Here is an 18904-nt window from a genome sequence, read left to right on the forward strand (position 1 = left end):
CGGCCGGGTGCCGCCGCGGGGACGTGTGCCGGGCGGCACCCGGGGACGCGCCGCGTTATACGGGCGTGTGCATGTGGCGGGTCAGGGCGTGCTCCACGAGGGTGATCAGGGTCGCCTTGACCGACTCGCGCTGCCGGGCGTCCAGCCGCACGATCGGGATGTGGCCGCCGATGGACAGCGCCTCGCGGATCTCCTCCTCCTGGTGGGCGAAGTGCCCGTCCCAGCCGTTGATCCCGATGACGAACGGCAGCTTCGCCTCTTCGAAGTAGTCGATGGCCGGGAAACTGTCGGCCAGGCGGCGGGTGTCGACGAGCACCACCGCCCCGATCGCGCCCCGCACCAGGTCGTCCCACATGAACCAGAACCGGTGCTGGCCCGGGGTGCCGAACAGGTACAGGATGAGGTCACGGTCGAGCGAGACGCGGCCGAAGTCCATGGCGACGGTCGTGGTCGTCTTGTTCGGCGTCAGCGAGACGTCGTCCACGTGCGCGGACGCGTCCGTCATGACGGCTTCCGTGGTGAGGGGGAGGATCTCCGAGACCGCACCCACGAACGTCGTCTTGCCAACGCCGAAGCCCCCGGCCACGACGATCTTCGTCGAGGTTAGGCCGGGGCTAGAGCCTGCGAAGTCCACTGAGCACCCTTTCGAGCAAGTTGAGGTCCGGCTTTCCCGCGTCCAGCGCAGGCTGGTGCACGCGGATCAGGCCCTCCGACGCCATGTCGGCGATCAGCACCCGGACCACACCTAGCGGCTGGCGTAAAAGGGCGGAGATCTCGGCAACCGACCGGACGTTCCGGGTCAGTTGGATGATCGCCTGATACTCCGGACTGAGTAGAGAAATGTCTTGGTATTCCGACGTCACGGAGGACACCAGTGCCTCCATGGCGAACTTCATCCGTGGCGCAGTGCGCCCCCCGGTCACGGCATACGGCCGCACCAGGGAGCTCTGCTTACGCGGATGTGGCGCCGCCGGATGCGGCGGAGTGCTATCACCAGCCCAACCCTGACCTGTCACCATGATCTCCTGTCGACGCCCCCAGGCTAGCGGGGACGTGCCGCCTGCAGCTCAGCGCGTACGGCGGGCGTCAGCACCTGCCCGGCCCGATCGACCAGCAGGGTCATCTGGTAAGCCACCAGACCCATGTCGCAGTCGGGGGCGGCCAGGACCGCCAAGCAGGACCCATCGCTGATCGACATGATCATCAAGAGCCCGCGCTGCATCTCGATGACGGTCTGGGTCACCATACCGCCCTCGAAGACCCGCGCAGCGCCCTGGGTCAAGCTGATGACGCCGGAGGCGACGGCCGCGAGCTGGTCGGCCCGGTCCTTCGGGAAGCCCTCGGAGTAGGCGAGCGGCAGCCCGTCGGACGAGACCACGACCGTGTGCGCCACCCCTGGCACATTGTTCACGAAGTCCGTGATCAGCCAGCTGATGCCGCGCGCTCCCTGGCTCATCTCTCTCATTTGTCCTCCTCATTCTCTTCTCCGCGGGTGAACGCTCGGCCTTGCCGGACACCCTGCTGGAAGCTGGAGAGCCTGCTGCGCAACCGCTCGGGCGAGATCTGCGGCGCCGGAGAGGTCGGCATCGGCTCGGCGAGGCTGGCCGTGCCGGGCACCAGGTTGGCCTTGGGGACGCGGCGCGGCAGACCGGACGGCGTGGTGCCGGACTGCTGCGGGTTCGCGGCGGCCTGCGCGGCCTGGAAACCGGAGTCCGCGGGCGAGGACCAGGTCGCGCCCGCGCCCGACGCCCCCGGCCGGCGCTGCGGCAGCCCGGAGGACGTGAGCGGCGACGGCGCCGCGGCGGGCGGCTTCGGGGCCTGCTGCGGCAGCGGAGGCGGCGGCGCGGTCGCGTCCGCCGGGATGGCCGGGTGCACCGCGGTGATCTCCGGCTCCTCCTCGGCCTGCTCGGCGTGCGCCGGCGCCGGCTCGGGTTCGGGCCGGCGGAACCAGTCGGAGCCGACCGACGAGAAGATCGGCAGGAACTCCTCGCCCTGCTCCTCCAGCGGGGAGTTGCGCACGGCCGGCAGCGGGCCGGTCATGTCCTGCGAGGCGTAGTTGCCGGCGCTGAACGCGCCGAAGCCGGAGTGCCCGTTCTGGCTCTGGCCGAAGGGGTCGGCGGGCTTGGGCTCCTCGGCGAACGGCGAGGCGTAGTCGGGGCCGAACTGCGGGCGCGCCCGGTCCAGCGACTCGAACAGGCCCCTGCGCGGCAGCGGGTCGGCGAAGGACGACCAGCGCGAGGAGTCCTCGGACGGGTCCTTCGGCGGCTCGGTGGCGAAGGACGGCCAGCGCGGCTCGTCGTCCTGGAGGGGCGGCGGCTGCTCGGCGAACGACGGCCACCGGTTCTCCGCGAACGGCTGCGCGGGCTGGGCCGGGGGCTGGGCGGGCGGCTGCTGGGCCGCGGGCGGCTCCTCCGCGAAGGACGGCCAGCGGCCGGTGTCCTCGCCGAACCAGCGCTGCTCGTCCTGGCGCTGCGCCGGCGGCTCCTCGGCGAAGGACGGCCAGCGCTGCTCGTCCACGCCCCGGCCGCCGTGGGTGGCGGGCGGCTGGTCGAAACCGGGCTGGTCGAAGCCCTGCCGATCGAATCCGGGCTGGTCGAAGCCCTGCTGGTCGAAACCGGGCTGGTCGAAGCCCTGCCGATCGAATCCGGGCTGGTCGAAGCCGGGCTGGCCGAAGGGCGCGGGCCGGTCGCCGCCGAAGGCCGCCGGCTGCTGCTCGCCGTAGGCGGGCCGGTCGCCGAACGACGGCTGCTGCTGCTCGCCGTGACCCGGGGCGCCGCCGAAGGACGGCTGCTCGCCGAAGGAGGCGGGCTGCCCCCCGAACGCCGGCTGCTCACCGGAGGCGGGCTGCTCGCCGAACGACGGCCAGTTGCCCGTGCCGCCCCCGATCGAGGGCCACTCGGTGTTGATCGGGTCGGCCGTGTGCGGCCCGGCGCCGTTGGCGGAGCTCTGGTTGAAGGTGCTCGGGTCGAACGAGGTGAACGCCTCGTACTGGCCGCCCTGCTGCGGCCCGGCGCCGTTGGAGATGAGCATGTCGGGCATCATGACCAGCGCGCTCAGCCCGCCGGTCTCGCGCTGGCTGAGCTGCACCCGGATGCCGTGGCGCAGGGCCAGGCGGCCGACCACGAACAGGCCCATGCGCCGCGAGACCGACACGTCCACGACCGGCGGGTTGGCCAGGCGCCAGTTGGCCTCGCCCAGCTCCTCCTGGCTCATGCCGATGCCGAGGTCGTTGATCGTGACCAGGACGCCGCCCTCGGCGGGGGTGCTGGTCACGGTGACCTTGCTCTCGCGCGGCGAGAAGGAGATGGCGTTCTCGATCAGCTCGGCCAGCAGGTGGACGGCGTCGGTGACGGCCGGGCCGACGATCAGCGTGCCGGACGGGATCTGGATCTGGACCCGCTCGTAGTTCTCGACCTCCGACAGCGAGGCGCGGGCGATGTCGACCAGCGGCACCGGCTCGCTCCACTTGCGGGCGGCCTCCTGGCCGGCGAGGACCAGGAGGTTCTCGCTGTTGCGCCGCATGCGGGTGGCCAGGTGGTCGAGGCGGAAGAGGTTGGCGAGCCGCTGCTCGTCCTCCTCGCCCTGCTCCAGGCCCTCGATGAGCTGGAGCTGCCGTTCGACCAGCGTCTGGCTGCGGCGGGAGAGGTTGACGAACATGGAGTTGACGTTGGCGCGCAGCTTGGCCTCGTCGCCGGCCAGCCGGATCGCCTCGCGGTGGACCTCGTCGAAGGCCCGGGCCACTTCCCCGATCTCGTCGCGGGTGTTGATGCCGATGGAGGGCACCTCGGGCACCTGCGCGCCCTCGCCGGACTCGCGCAGCACGCGGACCGTCTCGGGCAGCCGGGTGGTGGCCACCTGCAGGGCCTCGGCGCGCAGCCGGCGCAGCGGGCGGACCAGCGAACCGGCCACGCGGGTGGTGATGATCAGGACGAGCAGCAGCAGGACGAGGATCATCGCGCCGGAGACGATGGCGGCGCGCTGCTCGCTGTCGCTCAGGTCGCGGGTGGTCGTCACGATCTTCGTGGCGAGGCCGTCCTCGACCTTGCGCATCGCGTTGGCGGTCAGCGTGGTGCTGTCGTACCAGTTGTTGAGGTCGCGCTGCGTCGTGATGTCGAGGTCGCGCAGGCGGTTGTACTCGCGGACCTGGGCCAGGGCGCGCTGGCGCATGGCGTCGGCGCGGTCGATCTGCTGGCCGCGCACGCCCTGCTGGTAGGCCTTGAGGTCGTCGGCCGCGGCCTCCGCCTCGAACGACGCCTGCTCGGCCTGCTGCTTGTTCCAGGAGCCGAGGAACTCGGTCAGGGCCTCGCCGTCCAGCTCGCGCTCGGCCAGCGCGACGATGAGGATGATCTGCTGGCGGGAGACCTCCTCCTTCATGGCCTGGAGCGAGCCGAGCGCGGCGATGTCCCGCTGGAGCCGGTCGTCGTTGACGCCGTCGGCCAGACCCGCCTGGATCGACGAGAAGATGCCGATCATGGTCGAGTAGGTGGTGATGGCGGCCTGCGGCGGAACGTTCCCGACCATGGAGGTGCGCAGGCTGTCGAGGCCGTCGAGCCAGCGGCGCATCTCCGCCACGCCCTCGCGGACGCGGTTGGTGTGGGACTCGTCGATGGCCTGCGCGGCGGTGAGCACCTGCGCCTTGACCTTGTCGGTGGCCTGCCGCTGGGTCTTGAGCTGGACCGTGCGCCCGGCGCGGTTGCCGGTGGCGACCGACCACGCGGTGAGCGTGCGCTCCTTGGCCAGCTCGTGGTTGAGCGCGCCGACCTTCTGGACCAGCTCGGCGACCTGCGTCAGGCGCCGGTACTCCGCGCTGGTGCCGATGGCGTCGGCCAGCTGGATGCCGGCGAGGAGCACGCCCACGACCGTGGGGATGAGGATCAGCGCGACCAGCCTGGAGCGCACACGCCAGTTAGCCAGCCGGAACCTGCCGCCTGTGTACTCCCCCGACTTCGTATGCCTGGGGTTTTCCGTCCTCACTGACTCTCGCAACCTCTCGCCGGTACGTGCTCGAAAGAAATCAGACACGCGTGTGGCGCATGGGATTCCGTCCGGCTGGGTAATTGGAACACAGTCCGTACCAGATCGGCCAACCGAACATATCCCATCAAACACGCCCAAAGCAGAGCTTTCGGGTGAATTTCGCCGTACACGTTCTCAGGCAGGCCGGAACGAATCCCGTTCGGCCGGTGCCGCGTGCTTCACCATCAGGTGCCGCGTGACCGAGTACTCCAGGACCGCCTCCTGGCTCATGTCCTTGCCGAACCCGCTGCCCTTCACCCCGCCGTGCGGCGCCTCGCTGGCGATGGGCAGATGGTCGTTGACCCAGGTCACCCCCACGTCGAGGCGGTGCGCGACGCGCATGGCCCGCGCCACGTCCCGCGACCACACCGACGAGGCGAGACCGTAGCGGGTGTCGTTGGCCAGCCGGACCGCCTCGTCCTCGCCGTCGAACGGCAGCGCCACGAGAACCGGCCCGAACAGCTCACCCTGCACGATCTCACTGTCCTGCGCGACCCCGGTCACCAGGGTCGGCGGGTAGAAGAACCCGGGCCCCTCGGCCGGGGCGCCGCCGTGCAGCACCCGCCCGCCGGAGCGCGCCACGAACCCGTGCACCCGCTCGCGGTGGCCCGCCGAGATCAGCGGGCCGATGTCCGTCGCCGGGTCCCAGGGGTCGCCGAACGTGATTTCGGCAAGAGTTGCCCGGAGCGCCTCGACGGCGTCGTCGTAGATCTCCCTGGCGAGGTACACGCGGGTGGCCGCCGTGCAGTCCTGCCCGGTGTTGTACGTCGCCCCCAACGCCACGCCGTGCGCCATCTCAGCCAGGTCGGCGTCGGGGAAGACCAGCGCCGGCGCCTTGCCGCCGAGCTCCAGGTGCACCCGCTTCAGCGTGGCCGCCGCGCCGGTCATCACCGCCCGGCCGGTTACGGTCGAGCCGGTCACGCTGACCATGTCCACGCCGGGGTCGCCGACCAGCGCCTGGCCCACCGCGGCGTCGCCGGTGACGGCCTGCACGAGCCCGTCGGGGGCGCCCGCCTTGGCGAACAGCTCGGCCAGCCGCATGGTCGTGCGCGGCGTCTGCGGCGCGGGCTTGATCACCACGGCGTTGCCGGCGGCCACCGCCGGGCCGACCTTCCACACGGCCATGACGAACGGGAAGTTCCACGGCGCGATCGACCCCACCACCCCGACGGGGCGGCGCAGCATGACCGAGGTGTAGCCGGGGCTGAACACCCCGGCGCCCGAGCCGTCCAGCGAGCGGGCGGCGCCGGCGAAGAAGCGCAGGTTGTCGACGGCGAAGGGCAGCTCGCCGTCGCGGAAGACGGCCGCCGGCTTGCCGGTCTCCTCCACCTCGAGCCTCGTCAGCTCCTCGGCGTCGGCCTCGACGAGGTCGGCCAGGCGCAGCAGCAGCCGGGCGCGCTCGGCCGGGGTGGTCTGCGACCACTCGGCGTACGCGGCCCGGGCGGCCGACACGGCCGACGCCACGCCCTCCACCGGCGTGTCCGGAATTTCGGCACACGCAAGGCCGGTGGCGGGGTTGATCAGTTCACGCATGGAAGGTCATGTCCTCACTGGCCGAGCTGTTCGATCAGGTCCGCGGCCTTGCGCAGGCCGTCGCGGCGCCGGATCTCCGCGCCCGCGGCGGCGAGCCGCTCGCGCAGCCCGGCGTCGCCGAGCAGGCGGGCGATCGCCCCCGTCAGCTCCTCGTCGGTGAAGGTGTAGGTGGAGAGCCTGACACCGTAACCGGTCTCGGAGACCCGCTGGGCGTTGTCGTACTGGTCCCAGAACAGCGGCAGCACGATCATCGGCTTGCCGAAGTGCAGAGCCTCCGTGGTCGTGTTGTTGCCGCCGTGGGTGATGACCAGATCGCACTGAGGCACGATCTTAGTCTGCGGCAGGAACTCCGCGCCCCACATGTTGGCGGCGAGCTTGATCTCCTCGTGCAGCGGGCCCTTGGAGACGATGTACTGATGCGGGGTGGTGGCCAGCACGTCGATCACCCGCTGCATCAGGCCGACGTCGGCCGAGCCGAGCGAGCCGAGCGAGAAGTAGATCAGCGCGGCGTCCTGGCGGCGTTCGAAGGGCAGCTCGAAGTCCTCGTCGGTCTCGCGGACCGAGGAGTCGAGGCGGTGCCAGGACGGGCCGAGCGGGCGGCGGTCGGTGTAGTCGAGGATCTCCGGGTACACGTAGAGGTTCAGGTCGCCCTCGTGGATGAAGTCCAGCTCGGGCAGCGGGGCGGCGCCCTGCTCGACGCACCACTCGTTGAAGGCGGTCCACAGCTCGCGGTGGGTGCGGTCGTACTCGGCGCGGAAGTCGTCCCACTCGGCGCGGTCGTCGGCGGGCAGGCCGGAGAAGACCGGCGGCACGTCCGCGCCGCGCACCTCCAGCGGCTGGCAGGAGACGATGCGCACGAACTTCTTGCCCGCCGTCAGCAGCGCCGGGAACGTGATCACGTTGTCCTCGATGATCACGTCCGGGTCCACCCGCTCGATGATGGCCTTGAGCTGCGGCTCGCAGTACTTCGCGCCCTCGATCAGCTCGGCCCAGATGGGCGCGGTGACCGTCTCCAGCTGCTCCTTGGTGCTCTTGCGGTACTCGGGGGCGGTCTCGCGGATGAAGTCCTTCCAGAACTGGCCGGCGTCCTGCTCCTCGGCGTTCTCGGCCGGCGGGGCCAGGTCGACCAGGTCCTCCTCGAAGCCGAGGGCCGTCAGCTTGCCCTTCCACGACGCCTCCGCGGCGAAGACGACGCGGTGGCCGCGGCGGCGCAGAATGTCGCCGATGCCGATGCAGTTGTTGGTCGGGCCGTACGCGCTCTCCGGCATGAACAGGAACGTGAGTGACATCGGAACTCCGGGGGAAGAAGTCAAAGAGTTGAAGGGCAATTCAAAAACGCGGCTGGCGTGACGGTCAAGTTACGGGCACTATGGTCACGGCTAACTGAACGGCAGCCGAACGAGTGAAGGTGGTGAGGGTGGCTCAGCGTAAAAGCCGGAGTGACCGGCGCATCGATCTGATCGAGGCCGCGCGCAAAGCCATCATCCGCCACGGCATCGACGGCGTGCAGCTCTCGCACGTCGCCGAGGAGGCCGGGCTGACCTCCGGCGCCGTGCTCTACCACTACCCCGATCTCGCCGAGCTGCTGGTCGAGGCGCAGCACGCCGGGATGGAGCGCTTCTACGAGCAGCGCCTCCGCCGCCTGGCCGACTTCACCGACCCGGCCGAGAAGCTGGTCGTCACGATCCGCTCGGGGCTGCCGACCGGCCCGCTCGACCCCGACGTGCGCCTGCTCAACGAGCTGGGCGGCGCCGCCGGCCGCAACCGCGTCTACGGCGTCCTGCTCACCTCGCTCTACGACCGCCAGGTGTCGATGTACCAGGCGATCCTGGACACCGGGGCGGCGCTCGGCGTGTTCCGGCTGGGCGCCGACTCGTTGTCGATCGCGCGCAACCTGGTGGCCCTGGAGGACGCCTACGGCTACCGCATCACCGCCCGCCATCCGGTGATCGGGCCGGAGGAGGCCGCGGAGCTGATCCTGTCGTACGCGCGCGCGGTGACGGGGCACGACCTCGGTCATTGATCGTCCGCCATGATGACGGCGTCCGCGGCGTTCCAGCGCACCTTGACCTTGGCGCCGGCCTGCACCGAGCCGGCGCCCTGCACGGCGACCAGCACGGGCTTGGGGTGGCCCGGCACGTCCACGGAGATGTGCGAGACGCCGCCGTAGAAGCTGACGTCCAGGACGCTGCCCGCCAGGCCGCGCACGGCGCTCTCGTCGGCCAGCTCGACCTTCTCGGGCCGCACGGCCAGCAGCGCCGGCGAGCCGGCCGCCGGCTCGCCGAGCGGGGTGCCGGGCAGCATGCCGAAGTCCTCGCTCTTCAGCGCGTCGAGGCCGCTCGCCGTGCCGCGGAAGAGGTTGTTGGCGCCGACGAAGTCGGCCACGAACGGCGTCGCGGGCCGCTCGTAGAGCGAGACCGGCCGGTCCACCTGGCGCACCCGGCCGCTGTCGAAGACCGCGATCCGGTCGGCCAGCGACATGGCCTCCTCCTGGTCGTGCGTGACGACCACGAAGGTGATGCCGACCTCGTGCTGCAGCCGCTTCAGTTCGAGCTGCATGTCGGCGCGGACCTTCTTGTCCAGGGCCGACAGCGGCTCGTCCAGCAGCAGCAGCCGGGGCCGCTTGACGATGGAACGCGCCAGCGCCACCCGCTGCCGCTGGCCGCCGGAGAGCTGGGCGGGCTTGCGGCCGGCGTGCGCCGACAGGCCGACGGTCTCCAGCACCTCGCCGACGCGCTGCTTGATCTCCTGCTTGGGCAGGCGCTCGCGCTCCAGGCCGTAGGCCACGTTCTTGGCCACGGTCATGTGCGGGAACAGCGCGTACGACTGGAACATGAGGCTGATCGGCCGCCGGTTGGGCGCCTTGGACAGCAGGTCCTCGCCGTCGAGCGTGACCGTGCCGCCGTCGGGCGTCTCGAACCCGGCGATGATGCGCAGCAGCGTGGTCTTGCCGCAGCCCGAGGGGCCGAGCAGGGCGAAGAACTCGCCCTGCTCGATCTGCAGCGAGACCTCGTCCAGCGCGGTGACGTTCCCGAACCTGCGGGTGACGCCGTCAATCTTGAGCACGTGACTCCCCGATCCTGGTCATCCGCTGACCGGCGATCACCGCGGTGAAGCTCACCAGGAGCAGGATCGCGGCCAGCGCGTTGATCTTCGGGGTCACCCCGAATCGAACCATTGAGTAGATGACGATCGGCAGCGTCGGCTCCGCGTTCCCGATCGTGAAGAAGGCGATCACGAACTCGTCCAGCGACAGCGTGAACGCCAGCAGCGCGCCCGCGACGATGCCGGGCGTGAGCTGCGGCAGCGTGATCTTCATGAAGGTGACCACCGGCCCGGCCCCGAGGTCGCGCGAGGCCTCCTCCAGCGAGGTGTCCGCGCCGGTCAGCCGGGTGCGCACCACCGCCGCGACGAACGCCATGGAGAACAGCGCGTGCGCGAGCGTCACCGAGTACAGGCCGAGCGTGAGCTGGATGGCGCTGTAGAAGACCAGCAGCCCGATCGCGAGCACCAGGTCCGGCAGCACGGCCGGCATCAGCGCGAGCGCGTCGAGCGTCTTGGAGCGGGTGTGGCGGGCCAGGCCGACGGCCAGCAGCGTGCCGAGCACGGTGGCGATCGCGGTGGAGCCGGCGGCCACGATCAGCGTGTTGACCAGGCCGGTCCTGATGCGCTCGTCGGCGGCCAGCTCGCCGTACCACTTGAGGCTGAAGCCCTCGTAGGTGTAGGCGGACTCGCCGGAGTTGAACGACATCACGACGAGCACGGCGATCGGCAGGTACAGGAAGACGTACGTGGCCCAGAACGGGACGTACAGGAGCTTGGACCTACGCACGGCGCGCCGCCCATGCCTGCACGACCAGCAGCGCCACCAGCACCGCGATGAGCGCCAGCGCCAGCGCCGAGCCGAACGGCCAGTCGCGCGCCTTGAGGAACTGGTCGCGGATGAGGTTGCCCACCATCGTCGACTTGCTCCCGCCGAGCATCTCGGGGATGACGAAGTTGCCGAAGCTCGGCACGAACACGAACAGGCACCCGGTCAGCACGCCCGGCACGGTCAGCGGCAGCGTGACCTTGCGGAACGTGGTGAACGCCGAGGCCCCGAGGTTGGCGGAGGCCTCGCGGAGCTGCGGGTCCAGCCGTTCGACGGCCGAGTACAGCGGCAGCACCATCAGCGGCAGGTACGAGTACAGCAGCCCGGTGACGATCGTGCCCTGGTTGTACAGCAGCTCGTACGGCCCGAGCCCCAGCTTGCCGAGCGCGCTGTTGACCAGCCCCGGCCCGCTGAGCAGCATGATCCAGGCGTAGACCCGGATGATGAAGTTCGTCCAGAACGGCAGCACGATCGCGACCAGCGCGATCGTCTTCCACCTGGAGGGGAGCTGGGCGATCAGGTAGGCCGTCGGGTAGCCGACCAGCAGCGCGATCAGCGTGGTCAGGGCCGCGGTGCGCAGCGAGCCGCCGAGCACGCCGAGGTAGAGCGGGTCGATCAGGCGGGTGAAGTTCTCCGCCGTGAACTCGTGGACCACGCCGCCGAAGCGCCCGCGCTGGAAGACCGTGTAGCTCAGCACGAGCGCCAGCGGCACCAGCAGCAGCACCAGCAGGTACGTCAGCCCGGGTGACAGGAAAACGAACGCGCCCAGCCGGCGGCCCCGCACGCGGGGCGCCGGCCGGGCCTTTGCCTCAGACTTCACCGCTTCGCTTACGACTGGGCCGTGACTTCGCTGGACAGCCGCGTGTACTTGGTCGACGCCTGGCCCAGGTCGATGATCGACTCACCGTTGAGCAGCTCGGCCGGCTTGATGCCGAGCAGCGAGCCCTCGGGGGCCTTGACCCGCTCCATGGCGGCCTTGTTCGGCACCTTGTAGTTGATGTTCTCGGCGGCCCAGCTGTGGATCTCGGGGTCGAGGATGTAGTTGATCAAGGCGTGCGCGGCCTCCTTGTTCTTGGAGGACTTCATGATCACCATGGTGTCCACCCAGAGGTCGCTGCCCTCCTTCGGCACGACGAACTTGATGTTCTTCTCGGTCGTCGGGCACCAGCCGTCCCACGCCTCGACCATCACGGCCTCGCCGGACTTGAGCTTGTCGCCGAAGGTGGTGTCGTCGTAGGAGAGCAGGTGCGGCTTGGCGGCCAGCAGCAGCTCCTTGGCCTTGGCGATCTCCTCGTCCTTGTCGGTGTTGACCGAGTAGCCGAGGGACTTGAGCGCGGGCAGGGCCAGCCAGCGCTCGGTGGTCATCATGGTGACCTTCTTGTCGGCCCAGGCGGGGGGCTTCAGGAGATCGTTCCAACTCGTCGGCGTGCTCTTGGCGAGGTCGGTCCGGTAGCAGATGCCGGTGGTGCCCCAGGTGTAGGGCACGGAGTACTTGTTGCCCTTGTCGTAGGAGAGCTGGGTGGCCTCGGGGTAGAGGTTGGCCAGGTTGGGGATCAGCTCGGCGTGGATGGGCTCCAGCAGGCCCTGCTCGTTGAGCGCCTGGGCGTACTGGCCGGAGACGAAGGCCACGTCGATGCCGCTGTCGCCGGAGGCGGTGAGCTTGGCCATCGCCTCCTCGTTGGTGGCGTGCAGGCCGATCTTCACCTCCTTGACCTTGAGCTTCGCCTTCGCCTTCTCGGGCAGCTCCTTGGGTGTGTAACCGTCCCACACCGTGACCTGGAGCGACTGCTGCGACAGGTCCGCGTTGGGCTTGAGCTGTTCCGCAGCCGCCGCGGTCGCGCCGTCTGAGCTGGTCGACGACTCACCGCCGCACGCGGCGACGGCGAGCGCGAGGCCGGCCACCGCCACGGCGGCCGGAAGACGACGGGTGAACCGGATACGGGACACGGCCGCTACTCCTTGTTCTGAATGTGCGATGTACGAGGGGTCGCGCGACCTTACCGGACACAGCAGACCAGACCAGGAGTGTTGCAGCAGAAATCAACATGAGCAAGACTTTTCTCCACATTGCTACCTGGAAGTTTGGTCCACCAGTTGAATTGGGATTCAATAGCGCAGCGGTTGGTCTCTCTCGGTGAGAAACCCCTTACCGCCCGAGACCGCGGCCTCACGGCGGCTCTCCTCACGGTGCTGGAAGGGGAGGTGCCGCCGCCCTTCGGCGTGCGCCGCTTCCTCCCGCTGCCCACCCTCTCGCACGACCCTGGACGTCGTCACATCGGGGTGCCGAGGGAACGCGACTTCGGGCCGCACGTGGACCAGACGAACTACTCGGTCGTCGTGGCCGAGCAGGTGGTCGTCAAGTGGCTGACCCCGCCCGTCCCGCTGCCCCATCCGGCCCCTGAACTGCTCGCCCACCTCGTTGAGGCCGGGTTCAACGACACAGCCCCTCCTTACGCCGCCCTGACAGGCCCCGTGGACGGCCGCGAGTGCCTGCTCGCCCTCGTCACCGGCTACCTGCCCGAGGCCAGGGACGGCTGGGAGTGGTGCGTGGACGACGCCGAGACCGGCTCCACCGGGTTCGCCGCCGACCTCGGCCGGCTGGCCGCCGACCTGCACCTCGCCCTCGCCGGCCTGCCGGTCGCCGCGGGGCCCGGCGACGGGCTGCCGTCGCCGGCCGCCGTGCGCGCGGCGGGCGCGCTGGCCGAGGCGCTGGAGCTCACCGGAGACGCGGACGGGCCGTGGCTCGCCGCCCGCGCCGACCTGCTCAGGCACGAGCTCGAACCGCTCGACGCCCCCGTCGTCTCGCCCGTCATCCGCATCCACGGCGACCTGCACGTGGGCCAGGTGCTCAAGTGGCGCGACGGCTACGCGGTCATCGACTTCGACGGCAACCCCACCGTCCAGGACGCCGACCCCTGCCAGCCCGCCGCCCGCGACGTCGCCCAGCTCACCACGAGCCTGGAACACGTGGCCCAGGTGGCGATCAGGCGCCGAGGCGTCCCGCCGGACCGGGCCGCCGCCTGGGCCGCCGCCGCCCGCGCCGGCCTGCTGGCCGCCTACCGCGCCCGCCTGGCCGCGCGCGGCCGCCCCGACCTGCTGGACGAGCGCCTGATCCGGCCGTTCGAGGTCGAGCAGGAGTGCCGTGAGCTGATCTACGCCGCCCGCCACCTGCCCCGCTGGCGCTACGCCCCCATGGGCGTCCTGCGCACCTGGTACCCCGAGGAGAACAATTCGTGAACTCTGAGCTCTACCTCTCCGACCTGGAGTCCAAGCCCGCGGCCCTGGAGGACCTGGCGGCCGCGCTGGCCGTCGCGGACCCCTTCGCGGAGCTGCCGGCGCGCCCGCGCCGGGTGCTGTTCCTCGGCATGGGCAGCTCCCGTTACGCGGCCGGGGTGGCGGCGCTGCGCCTCCGCGCCGCGGGCGTGGACGCCTACGCCGACTACGCCTCGGCGGCGGCCACGTACCCGGCGACGCCGGACACCCTGGTGATCCCGATCTCGGCCACCGGCGGCAGCCGCGAGACCCTGGACGCCGTGGACCGCTACGCCGGCGGCCCGGCCTTCGTCGCGGCCCTCACCAACGACCTGGACTCCGAGCTGGCCCGCCGGGCGTCCCTCGCGATCCCCATGCGCGCGGGCGAGGAGCGCGGCGGCGTGGCCTGCCGCACCTTCCAGCACACCCTGGCGCTCCTGCTGGCCCTGGAGAGCCGGCTCACCGGCGCGTCCAAGGACCTGCCCGCGCTGCTCCGCAGGACCGCCGAGGCCACCGCCGACCTGCTGGACCGCCGCGACGAGTGGCTGCCGCTGACCATGGAGCTGCTGGACGGCCCGCACGGCGTCCACACGATCGCCCCAGCCGAGCGGCTGTCGTCGGCCGAGCAGTCGGCGCTGATGCTGCGCGAGGGGCCGCGCCGCGCGGCCGACGCCTGCGAGAGCGGCGACTGGTCGCACGTGGACGTCTACCTCACCAAGACCCTCGACTACCGCGCCCTGCTCTTCCCCGGCTCCCGCTACGACGAGCAGGCCATGGACTGGGTGCGGCAGCGCGGCTCCACGGTGGTCACCGTCGGCGCGGAGGTCAAGGACGCCGCCGCGGCCGTCCGGTACGCCCACGACGACGACCCGGAGGTGGCCCTGCTCACCGAGACGCTGGTGGCCGAGCTGGTCGCGGCCTACTGGTGGAGCGCCCAGAGCTAGGGGGCGCGGGCGGCGAGGGCGTGCTCGACCAGCGTGATCAGCGTGTTCTTGACCGCCTGCCGGTCGCGGGCGTCGGTGCGCACGACCGGCACGTGGGCCGAGAGCGTCAGCGCCTCCCGCACCTCGTGCTCGACGTGCGGGAACTCGCCGTTCCAGCCGTTCAGCCCGACGACGAACGGGATCCCCGAGTCCTCGAAGTAGTCGACCGCGGGGAAGCTGTCGGCCAGGCGCATCGAGTCCACCAGCACGACGGCCCCGATGGCGCCGCGCACGATGTCGTCCCACATGAACCAGAACCGGTGCTGGCCGGGCGTGCCGAACAGGTACAGGATCAGGTCGCGCTCGAGCGTGAGCCGGCCGAAGTCCATGGCCACCGTGGTGGTGGTCTTGCCCGGCGTGTGCGCCAGGTCGTCGATGCCGTGCGAGGCCTCGGTCATCACCGCCTCGGTGGTGAGCGGCATGATCTCGGAGACCGCGCCGACGAACGTGGTCTTGCCGACGCCGAACCCGCCCGCCACGACGATCTTCGTGGAGGTGAGCCGGCTAGAGCCTGCGAAGTCCACTGAGAACCCTTTCGAGCAGGCCGCGGTCGGGCAGGCCCGCCTCAAGCTTCGGCTGGTAGACGCGGACCAGCCCGTCCGCCTCCATGTCGGCGACCAGCACCCGCGCCACGCCGAGCGGCACGCTCAGCAGCGCGGAGATCTCCGCGACCGACCGCACCTGGCGGCACAGCTCGCTGATCGCGCGGTACTCGCGCGCGTAGGTCGGTCCGAGCTGCGCCGAGGTGGCCGAGGACACCAGCGCCTCCATCGCCAGAGCGCCGCGCGGGGCGGTCCGGCCGCCCGTGACGGCGTACATCCGCACCAGCGAGCTGCGCTCGGGCTCGGCCTCCCCGTCATGCCACGGTGCCACGTTCGCCTCCTCCTGCCACTGGCCCTGCCTGCCACTGGCCCTACCACGGGCGGCCGGACAGCTCCGCCCGCACCGCGGGCGTCAGCACCTGTCCCGCGCGCTCGACCAGGATCGTCATCTGGTACGCCACCAGGCCCATGTCGCAGTCGGGGGCGGCCAGCACGGCCAGCGACGAGCCGTCGCTGATCGACATCACCAGCAGCAGGCCGCGCTCCATCTCCACCAGCGTCTGGGTGACCCCGCCGCCCTCGAACACCCGGGCCGAGCCCGCCGTGAGGCTGACCAGGCCGGCGGCGATGGCGGCGAGCTGGTCGGCGCGGTCCTTCGGGAAGCCGCGGGAGAAGGCCATCGGCAGGCCGTCGGCGGAGACGACCACGGCGTGCGCGACGCCGGGCACCTCGTCGACGAAACTGCTGACCAGCCAGTTCATGTCCCTGGCAGCTTGACTCAGCTCTTTCACGAGTCCTCCTCAAGCTCGGACCGGCCCTTGCGCACGCCCTGCTGGTAGCTGGCCAGCCGGCTGCGTAAGCGGTCGGGCGACAGCGGAGGAGCGGGAGCGGGCGGCGGTTGGGGGTTCGCGCTTCCCGGTACCAGGTTCGCGCGCGGCGTGCGCTTCGGCAAGCCGGAGTTGGTGACCTCCTGCCGCGCGGGCGGCGCGGGCGGCGCGGGCGCGGCGGGCCGGGGGGCGGGGGGCGGCGGGACCGGCTCGGGACTCACGTGGTCAAGGTCCCGGTGGTCAAGGGCGCGGTGGTCGGCGGTCGGGGCGGGCTTGGAGAACCAGCTGCTCTCCTCCTCCACTGAGGCGAAGATCGGCAGGAACTCGTCCTTGGCCGGCTCGGCCGGGTAGGCGGGCAGCGGCGTGGCGAAGGACGGGTACGACCCCATCTCCGGCGGCGGCTCGGCCGTCGAGGAGCCGGTGTGCGCCGAGCTGAACCAGGACGACGGCTCGGGCGGCGGCGGGTCGAACGACGGGTGCCCGGAGAAGGGCGGCACCGACGCGGGCCGCTCCGCCGGCCGGCCGGACGACGGGAACTGGCCGGACGAGGGAAACGGGCCCGCCGAGGGGAACTGGCCCGATGACGGGAACTGGCCGGTCTGCGGGGGCTGCGGGGGTTGCGGGAACTGGGCGGGCTGCGGGGCGGCCGGCGCGGGCTGCTGGCCGGGCAGGGCGCCCGGCACCGCCGTCAGCAGCATCGGCGGCACCAGCACCATCGCGGTCAGCCCGCCCACGTCCTGCCGCCGGAGCTGCACCCGGATGTTGTGCCGCAGCGCCAGCCGCCCGACCACGAACAGGCCCATGCGCCGCGAGACCGACACGTCCACGACGGGCGGGTGGGCCAGCCGGAAGTTGGCCTCGCCCAGCTCGTCCTGGCTCATGCCGATGCCGTGGTCGGTGACCGACAGCAGCAGCGAGCCGCCGTCGATGCGGCTGCTGGAGATGACGACCTTGGTGTCGCCCGAGGAGAACGACACCGCGTTCTCGACCAGCTCGGCGAGCAGGTGCACGACGTCGGTGACGGCCTGCCCGGCGATCGCGACGTCCGACTGCACCTGGATGCTGACCCGGTCGTAGCTCTCGACCTCGCCGAGCGCGGCGCGCACGATGTCCATCAGCTCGACCGGCTCGCTCCACCTGCGCGCGGCCTCCTGCCCGGCGAGGACCAGCAGGTTCTCGCTGTTGCGGCGCATGCGGGTGGCCAGGTGGTCGAGCTTGAACAGGTCGGCGAGGCGGTTGTCGTCGCGCTCGCCCCGCTCCAGCCTCTCGATGAGCGTGAGCTGCCGCTCGACCAGGGTCTGGCTGCGCCGCGAGAGGTTGACGAACATGGCGTTGACGTTGGAGCGCAGCTTGGCCTCGTCGCCGGCCAGCCGCACGGCCTCGCGGTGCACCTCGTCGAAGGCGCGGGCGAGCTCGCCCACCTCGTCCTTGGTGAAGATGCCGATGGGCGGGACCTCGGCGTCGACCGCGCCGTCCCTGGACTCGCGCAGGTGCTGGACGAAGGCGGGCAGCCGGTTGCCGGCGATGTCCAGGGCCTCGCCGCGCAGCCGGCGCAGCGGGCGCACCAGCGAGCGGGCGACGCCGGTGGTGACCAGCAGCACGGCCACCATCAGGGCCAGGATGGCGCCGGCCGTGACGAGGGCGCGCTGCCGCTCGTCGGCGCTCAGCGCCTCGCTGCGGGCGAGGATGCCGGCGGCCTGGCGCTGCTCGACGGTGCGCATGGCGTCCACGACGGCCTTGGACGCCTCGAACCACTCCCTGGCGTCGTCCTTCTTGCTGAGGTCGAGGCCGCGCAGCGGCAGGCCGGCCGAGGCCCTGATGAGCACCAGCTCGCGCAGGAACAACATGCGCTCGGCGGTGTTGCCGTTGACGGTCTCGTCGAACAGGCGGCGCTCGGCGGCGGTGGCCTCGGCGGCGAACGCCTTGCGCTCGCCGCTCTCCCTGGACTGCTCGCCGAGGAAACGCTTGAGCTGGTCGGGGTCGAAGGCTCCTTCGGCGAGCACGACGGTGACGAGGGCCTGCTGGTAGGCGATGCTCTCCTTGAGCCGGGCGAGCGCGTCGAGGGTGCGGGTCTGGCGGAACAGCTCGTCGTCGGTGCTGCCCTTGATCAGCTCGTTGTGGACGGAGAGCAGGTCGCTGACGACCGTGGTGTAGAGCTCGACGGCCGGGCCGGGCAGGAGGTTGGCCTCCAGGGCCTGCTTGCGCAGCGCGACGAGGTCGTCGAGCCGGTTGAGGAGCTGTTCGAGCTGGTCGGCGGTGCGGCCGGTGACCTCGCCGAGGAGCTGCCTGGCGATGGCGCGCACGTCCCTGGCGGACAGGTCGGCCTCGTCCATGGCGTTCTGGACGTCGCTGAGGGCGCTGGCGGGCCGGTTGCGCGCGATGTACCAGGACATCCTGGCGCGCTCGCCGGAGACGGCGTGGGTGAGGGCGCCGAGCTCTTCCGACAGCCGGGCGAACTGGCTGGTCCTGGCGTAGTCGCCGGCGGCGGAGGTCGAGGCGAGCACCTGGATGCCGCCGAGGAGCACGGCGGCGGCGGTGGGGATGAGGATGAGCGCGACCAGCCGCGCCCGCACCCGCCAATTGCGCAGGCGCCAGTTGCCCTCGCCGGCCTGCCTCCTCTGGCCCAGCTGTGTAGTCACCGGAACGCACCTCGCCCGAATCGGCGTATATGAGAGGGTCCTGTGTCCCCCGGAGTGTCCCCTGAGGAAATCAGCAAGTGCGGGTAATTGGAACACATCACTTGGCGAGGAGGCTACCCAAACATATCGCGACAAAAATCGATCTATGTGATACGTGAGGTCGGATCTGGGGCTCCACGTCAACAACCGATTGGGCCAGAAATGCTCCTCCGACTCACCCGCCGTCACCTATTGGGTGATT

At 71.0% G+C, this 18904-nt stretch carries 17 protein-coding genes; 3 read left to right on the forward strand and 14 right to left on the reverse strand.

Going from position 1 to position 18904, the window contains the following annotated elements; genetic code table 11:
* Positions 1–55: 55 nt before the first annotated feature.
* The 6 genes from MF672_RS48310 to MF672_RS48335 all read right to left on the reverse strand — a co-directional run bounded on the left by MF672_RS48310 (position 56) and on the right by MF672_RS48335 (position 7838).
* Complete coding sequence (locus MF672_RS48310; RefSeq protein ID WP_242373299.1) at positions 56–634, reverse strand: GTP-binding protein; 579 nt, start codon at positions 632–634, stop codon at positions 56–58.
* On the reverse strand, positions 615–1019 hold the full coding sequence (locus MF672_RS48315; protein WP_242373298.1) for a DUF742 domain-containing protein: 405 nt from the start codon (positions 1017–1019) through the stop codon (positions 615–617). The genes MF672_RS48310 and MF672_RS48315 overlap by 20 nt, the downstream gene beginning before the upstream one ends.
* Before the next feature lie 23 nt (positions 1020–1042).
* Complete coding sequence (locus MF672_RS48320; protein ID WP_242373297.1) at positions 1043–1465, reverse strand: roadblock/LC7 domain-containing protein; 423 nt, start codon at positions 1463–1465, stop codon at positions 1043–1045.
* Complete coding sequence (locus tag MF672_RS48325) at positions 1462–4899, reverse strand: sensor histidine kinase (RefSeq protein ID WP_242373296.1); 3438 nt, start codon at positions 4897–4899, stop codon at positions 1462–1464. Before MF672_RS48325 ends, MF672_RS48320 begins: the two co-directional genes overlap by 4 nt.
* Before the next feature lie 252 nt (positions 4900–5151).
* Positions 5152–6549: an aminobutyraldehyde dehydrogenase gene (locus tag MF672_RS48330; RefSeq protein WP_242373295.1), complete on the reverse strand. Its 1398-nt coding sequence runs from the start codon at positions 6547–6549 to the stop codon at positions 5152–5154.
* 14 nt (positions 6550–6563) lie between these two features.
* On the reverse strand, positions 6564–7838 hold the full coding sequence (locus MF672_RS48335; RefSeq protein WP_242373294.1) for a glycosyltransferase: 1275 nt from the start codon (positions 7836–7838) through the stop codon (positions 6564–6566).
* Between the two features lie 128 nt (positions 7839–7966).
* Here MF672_RS48335 and MF672_RS48340 point away from each other — a divergent pair, with 128 nt between their 5' ends.
* Complete coding sequence (locus tag MF672_RS48340; protein WP_242373293.1) at positions 7967–8572, forward strand: TetR/AcrR family transcriptional regulator; 606 nt, start codon at positions 7967–7969, stop codon at positions 8570–8572.
* On the opposite strand, the gene MF672_RS48345 is transcribed toward MF672_RS48340, so the two are convergent.
* Genes MF672_RS48345 through MF672_RS48360 form a run of 4 tightly spaced genes read right to left on the reverse strand, consistent with a single transcriptional unit; the run spans position 8566 to position 12367 of the window.
* Positions 8566–9615 carry an ABC transporter ATP-binding protein gene (locus tag MF672_RS48345; RefSeq protein WP_242373292.1) on the reverse strand — a complete coding sequence of 350 codons (1050 nt, stop codon included), beginning with the start codon at positions 9613–9615 and terminating at the stop codon, positions 8566–8568. The genes MF672_RS48340 and MF672_RS48345 overlap by 7 nt on opposite strands.
* The gene (locus MF672_RS48350; protein WP_242373291.1) at positions 9602–10381 is read right to left on the reverse strand and encodes an ABC transporter permease; all 780 of its coding nucleotides are present in this window, start codon (positions 10379–10381) and stop codon (positions 9602–9604) included. Before MF672_RS48350 ends, MF672_RS48345 begins: the two co-directional genes overlap by 14 nt.
* A complete protein-coding gene (locus MF672_RS48355; protein ID WP_242373290.1) occupies positions 10374–11240 on the reverse strand; it encodes an ABC transporter permease in 867 nt (288 codons plus the stop codon). Before MF672_RS48355 ends, MF672_RS48350 begins: the two co-directional genes overlap by 8 nt.
* Positions 11241–11248: 8 nt before the next feature.
* The gene (locus tag MF672_RS48360) at positions 11249–12367 is read right to left on the reverse strand and encodes a polyamine ABC transporter substrate-binding protein (protein WP_242373289.1); all 1119 of its coding nucleotides are present in this window, start codon (positions 12365–12367) and stop codon (positions 11249–11251) included.
* Positions 12368–12607: 240 nt separating this feature from the next.
* Between MF672_RS48360 and MF672_RS48365 the strand changes: the two genes are divergently transcribed.
* Positions 12608–13657, forward strand: a complete 1050-nt coding sequence (locus MF672_RS48365; RefSeq protein ID WP_242373288.1) for a hypothetical protein — start codon at positions 12608–12610, stop codon at positions 13655–13657.
* Complete coding sequence (locus MF672_RS48370) at positions 13654–14616, forward strand: SIS domain-containing protein (RefSeq protein WP_242373287.1); 963 nt, start codon at positions 13654–13656, stop codon at positions 14614–14616. Before MF672_RS48365 ends, MF672_RS48370 begins: the two co-directional genes overlap by 4 nt.
* Here MF672_RS48370 and MF672_RS48375 read toward each other — a convergent pair.
* The 4 genes from MF672_RS48375 to MF672_RS51720 are packed head-to-tail and all read right to left on the reverse strand — an operon-like array spanning position 14613 to position 18663.
* Positions 14613–15179, reverse strand: coding sequence for a GTP-binding protein (locus MF672_RS48375; protein WP_242373285.1), 567 nt, complete (start codon positions 15177–15179; stop codon positions 14613–14615). The genes MF672_RS48370 and MF672_RS48375 overlap by 4 nt on opposite strands.
* The gene (locus MF672_RS48380) at positions 15160–15528 is read right to left on the reverse strand and encodes a DUF742 domain-containing protein (RefSeq protein ID WP_407654821.1); all 369 of its coding nucleotides are present in this window, start codon (positions 15526–15528) and stop codon (positions 15160–15162) included. Before MF672_RS48380 ends, MF672_RS48375 begins: the two co-directional genes overlap by 20 nt.
* Positions 15529–15568: 40 nt before the next feature.
* Positions 15569–15988 (reverse strand): roadblock/LC7 domain-containing protein, encoded by a 420-nt coding sequence (locus MF672_RS48385; protein WP_091093434.1) that lies wholly within the window; start codon positions 15986–15988, stop codon positions 15569–15571.
* On the reverse strand, positions 15985–18663 hold the full coding sequence (locus MF672_RS51720; RefSeq protein ID WP_302893427.1) for a sensor histidine kinase: 2679 nt from the start codon (positions 18661–18663) through the stop codon (positions 15985–15987). Before MF672_RS51720 ends, MF672_RS48385 begins: the two co-directional genes overlap by 4 nt.
* Positions 18664–18904: the final 241 nt, after the last annotated feature.

Source organism: Actinomadura luzonensis, from assembly GCF_022664455.2.
Classification (GTDB): domain Bacteria; phylum Actinomycetota; class Actinomycetes; order Streptosporangiales; family Streptosporangiaceae; genus Nonomuraea; species Nonomuraea luzonensis.

Bases quoted from the DNA above. Each gene is read 5' to 3' on its own strand.
- MF672_RS48315 (WP_242373298.1), bottom strand. From the start codon at position 1,019: ATGGTGACAGGTCAGGGTTGGGCTGGTGATAGCACTCCGCCGCATCCG.
- MF672_RS48320 (WP_242373297.1), bottom strand. From the start codon at position 1,465: ATGAGAGAGATGAGCCAGGGAGCGCGCGGCATCAGCTGGCTGATCACG.
- MF672_RS48330 (WP_242373295.1), bottom strand. From the start codon at position 6,549: ATGCGTGAACTGATCAACCCCGCCACCGGCCTTGCGTGTGCCGAAATT.
- MF672_RS48335 (WP_242373294.1), bottom strand. From the start codon at position 7,838: ATGTCACTCACGTTCCTGTTCATGCCGGAGAGCGCGTACGGCCCGACC.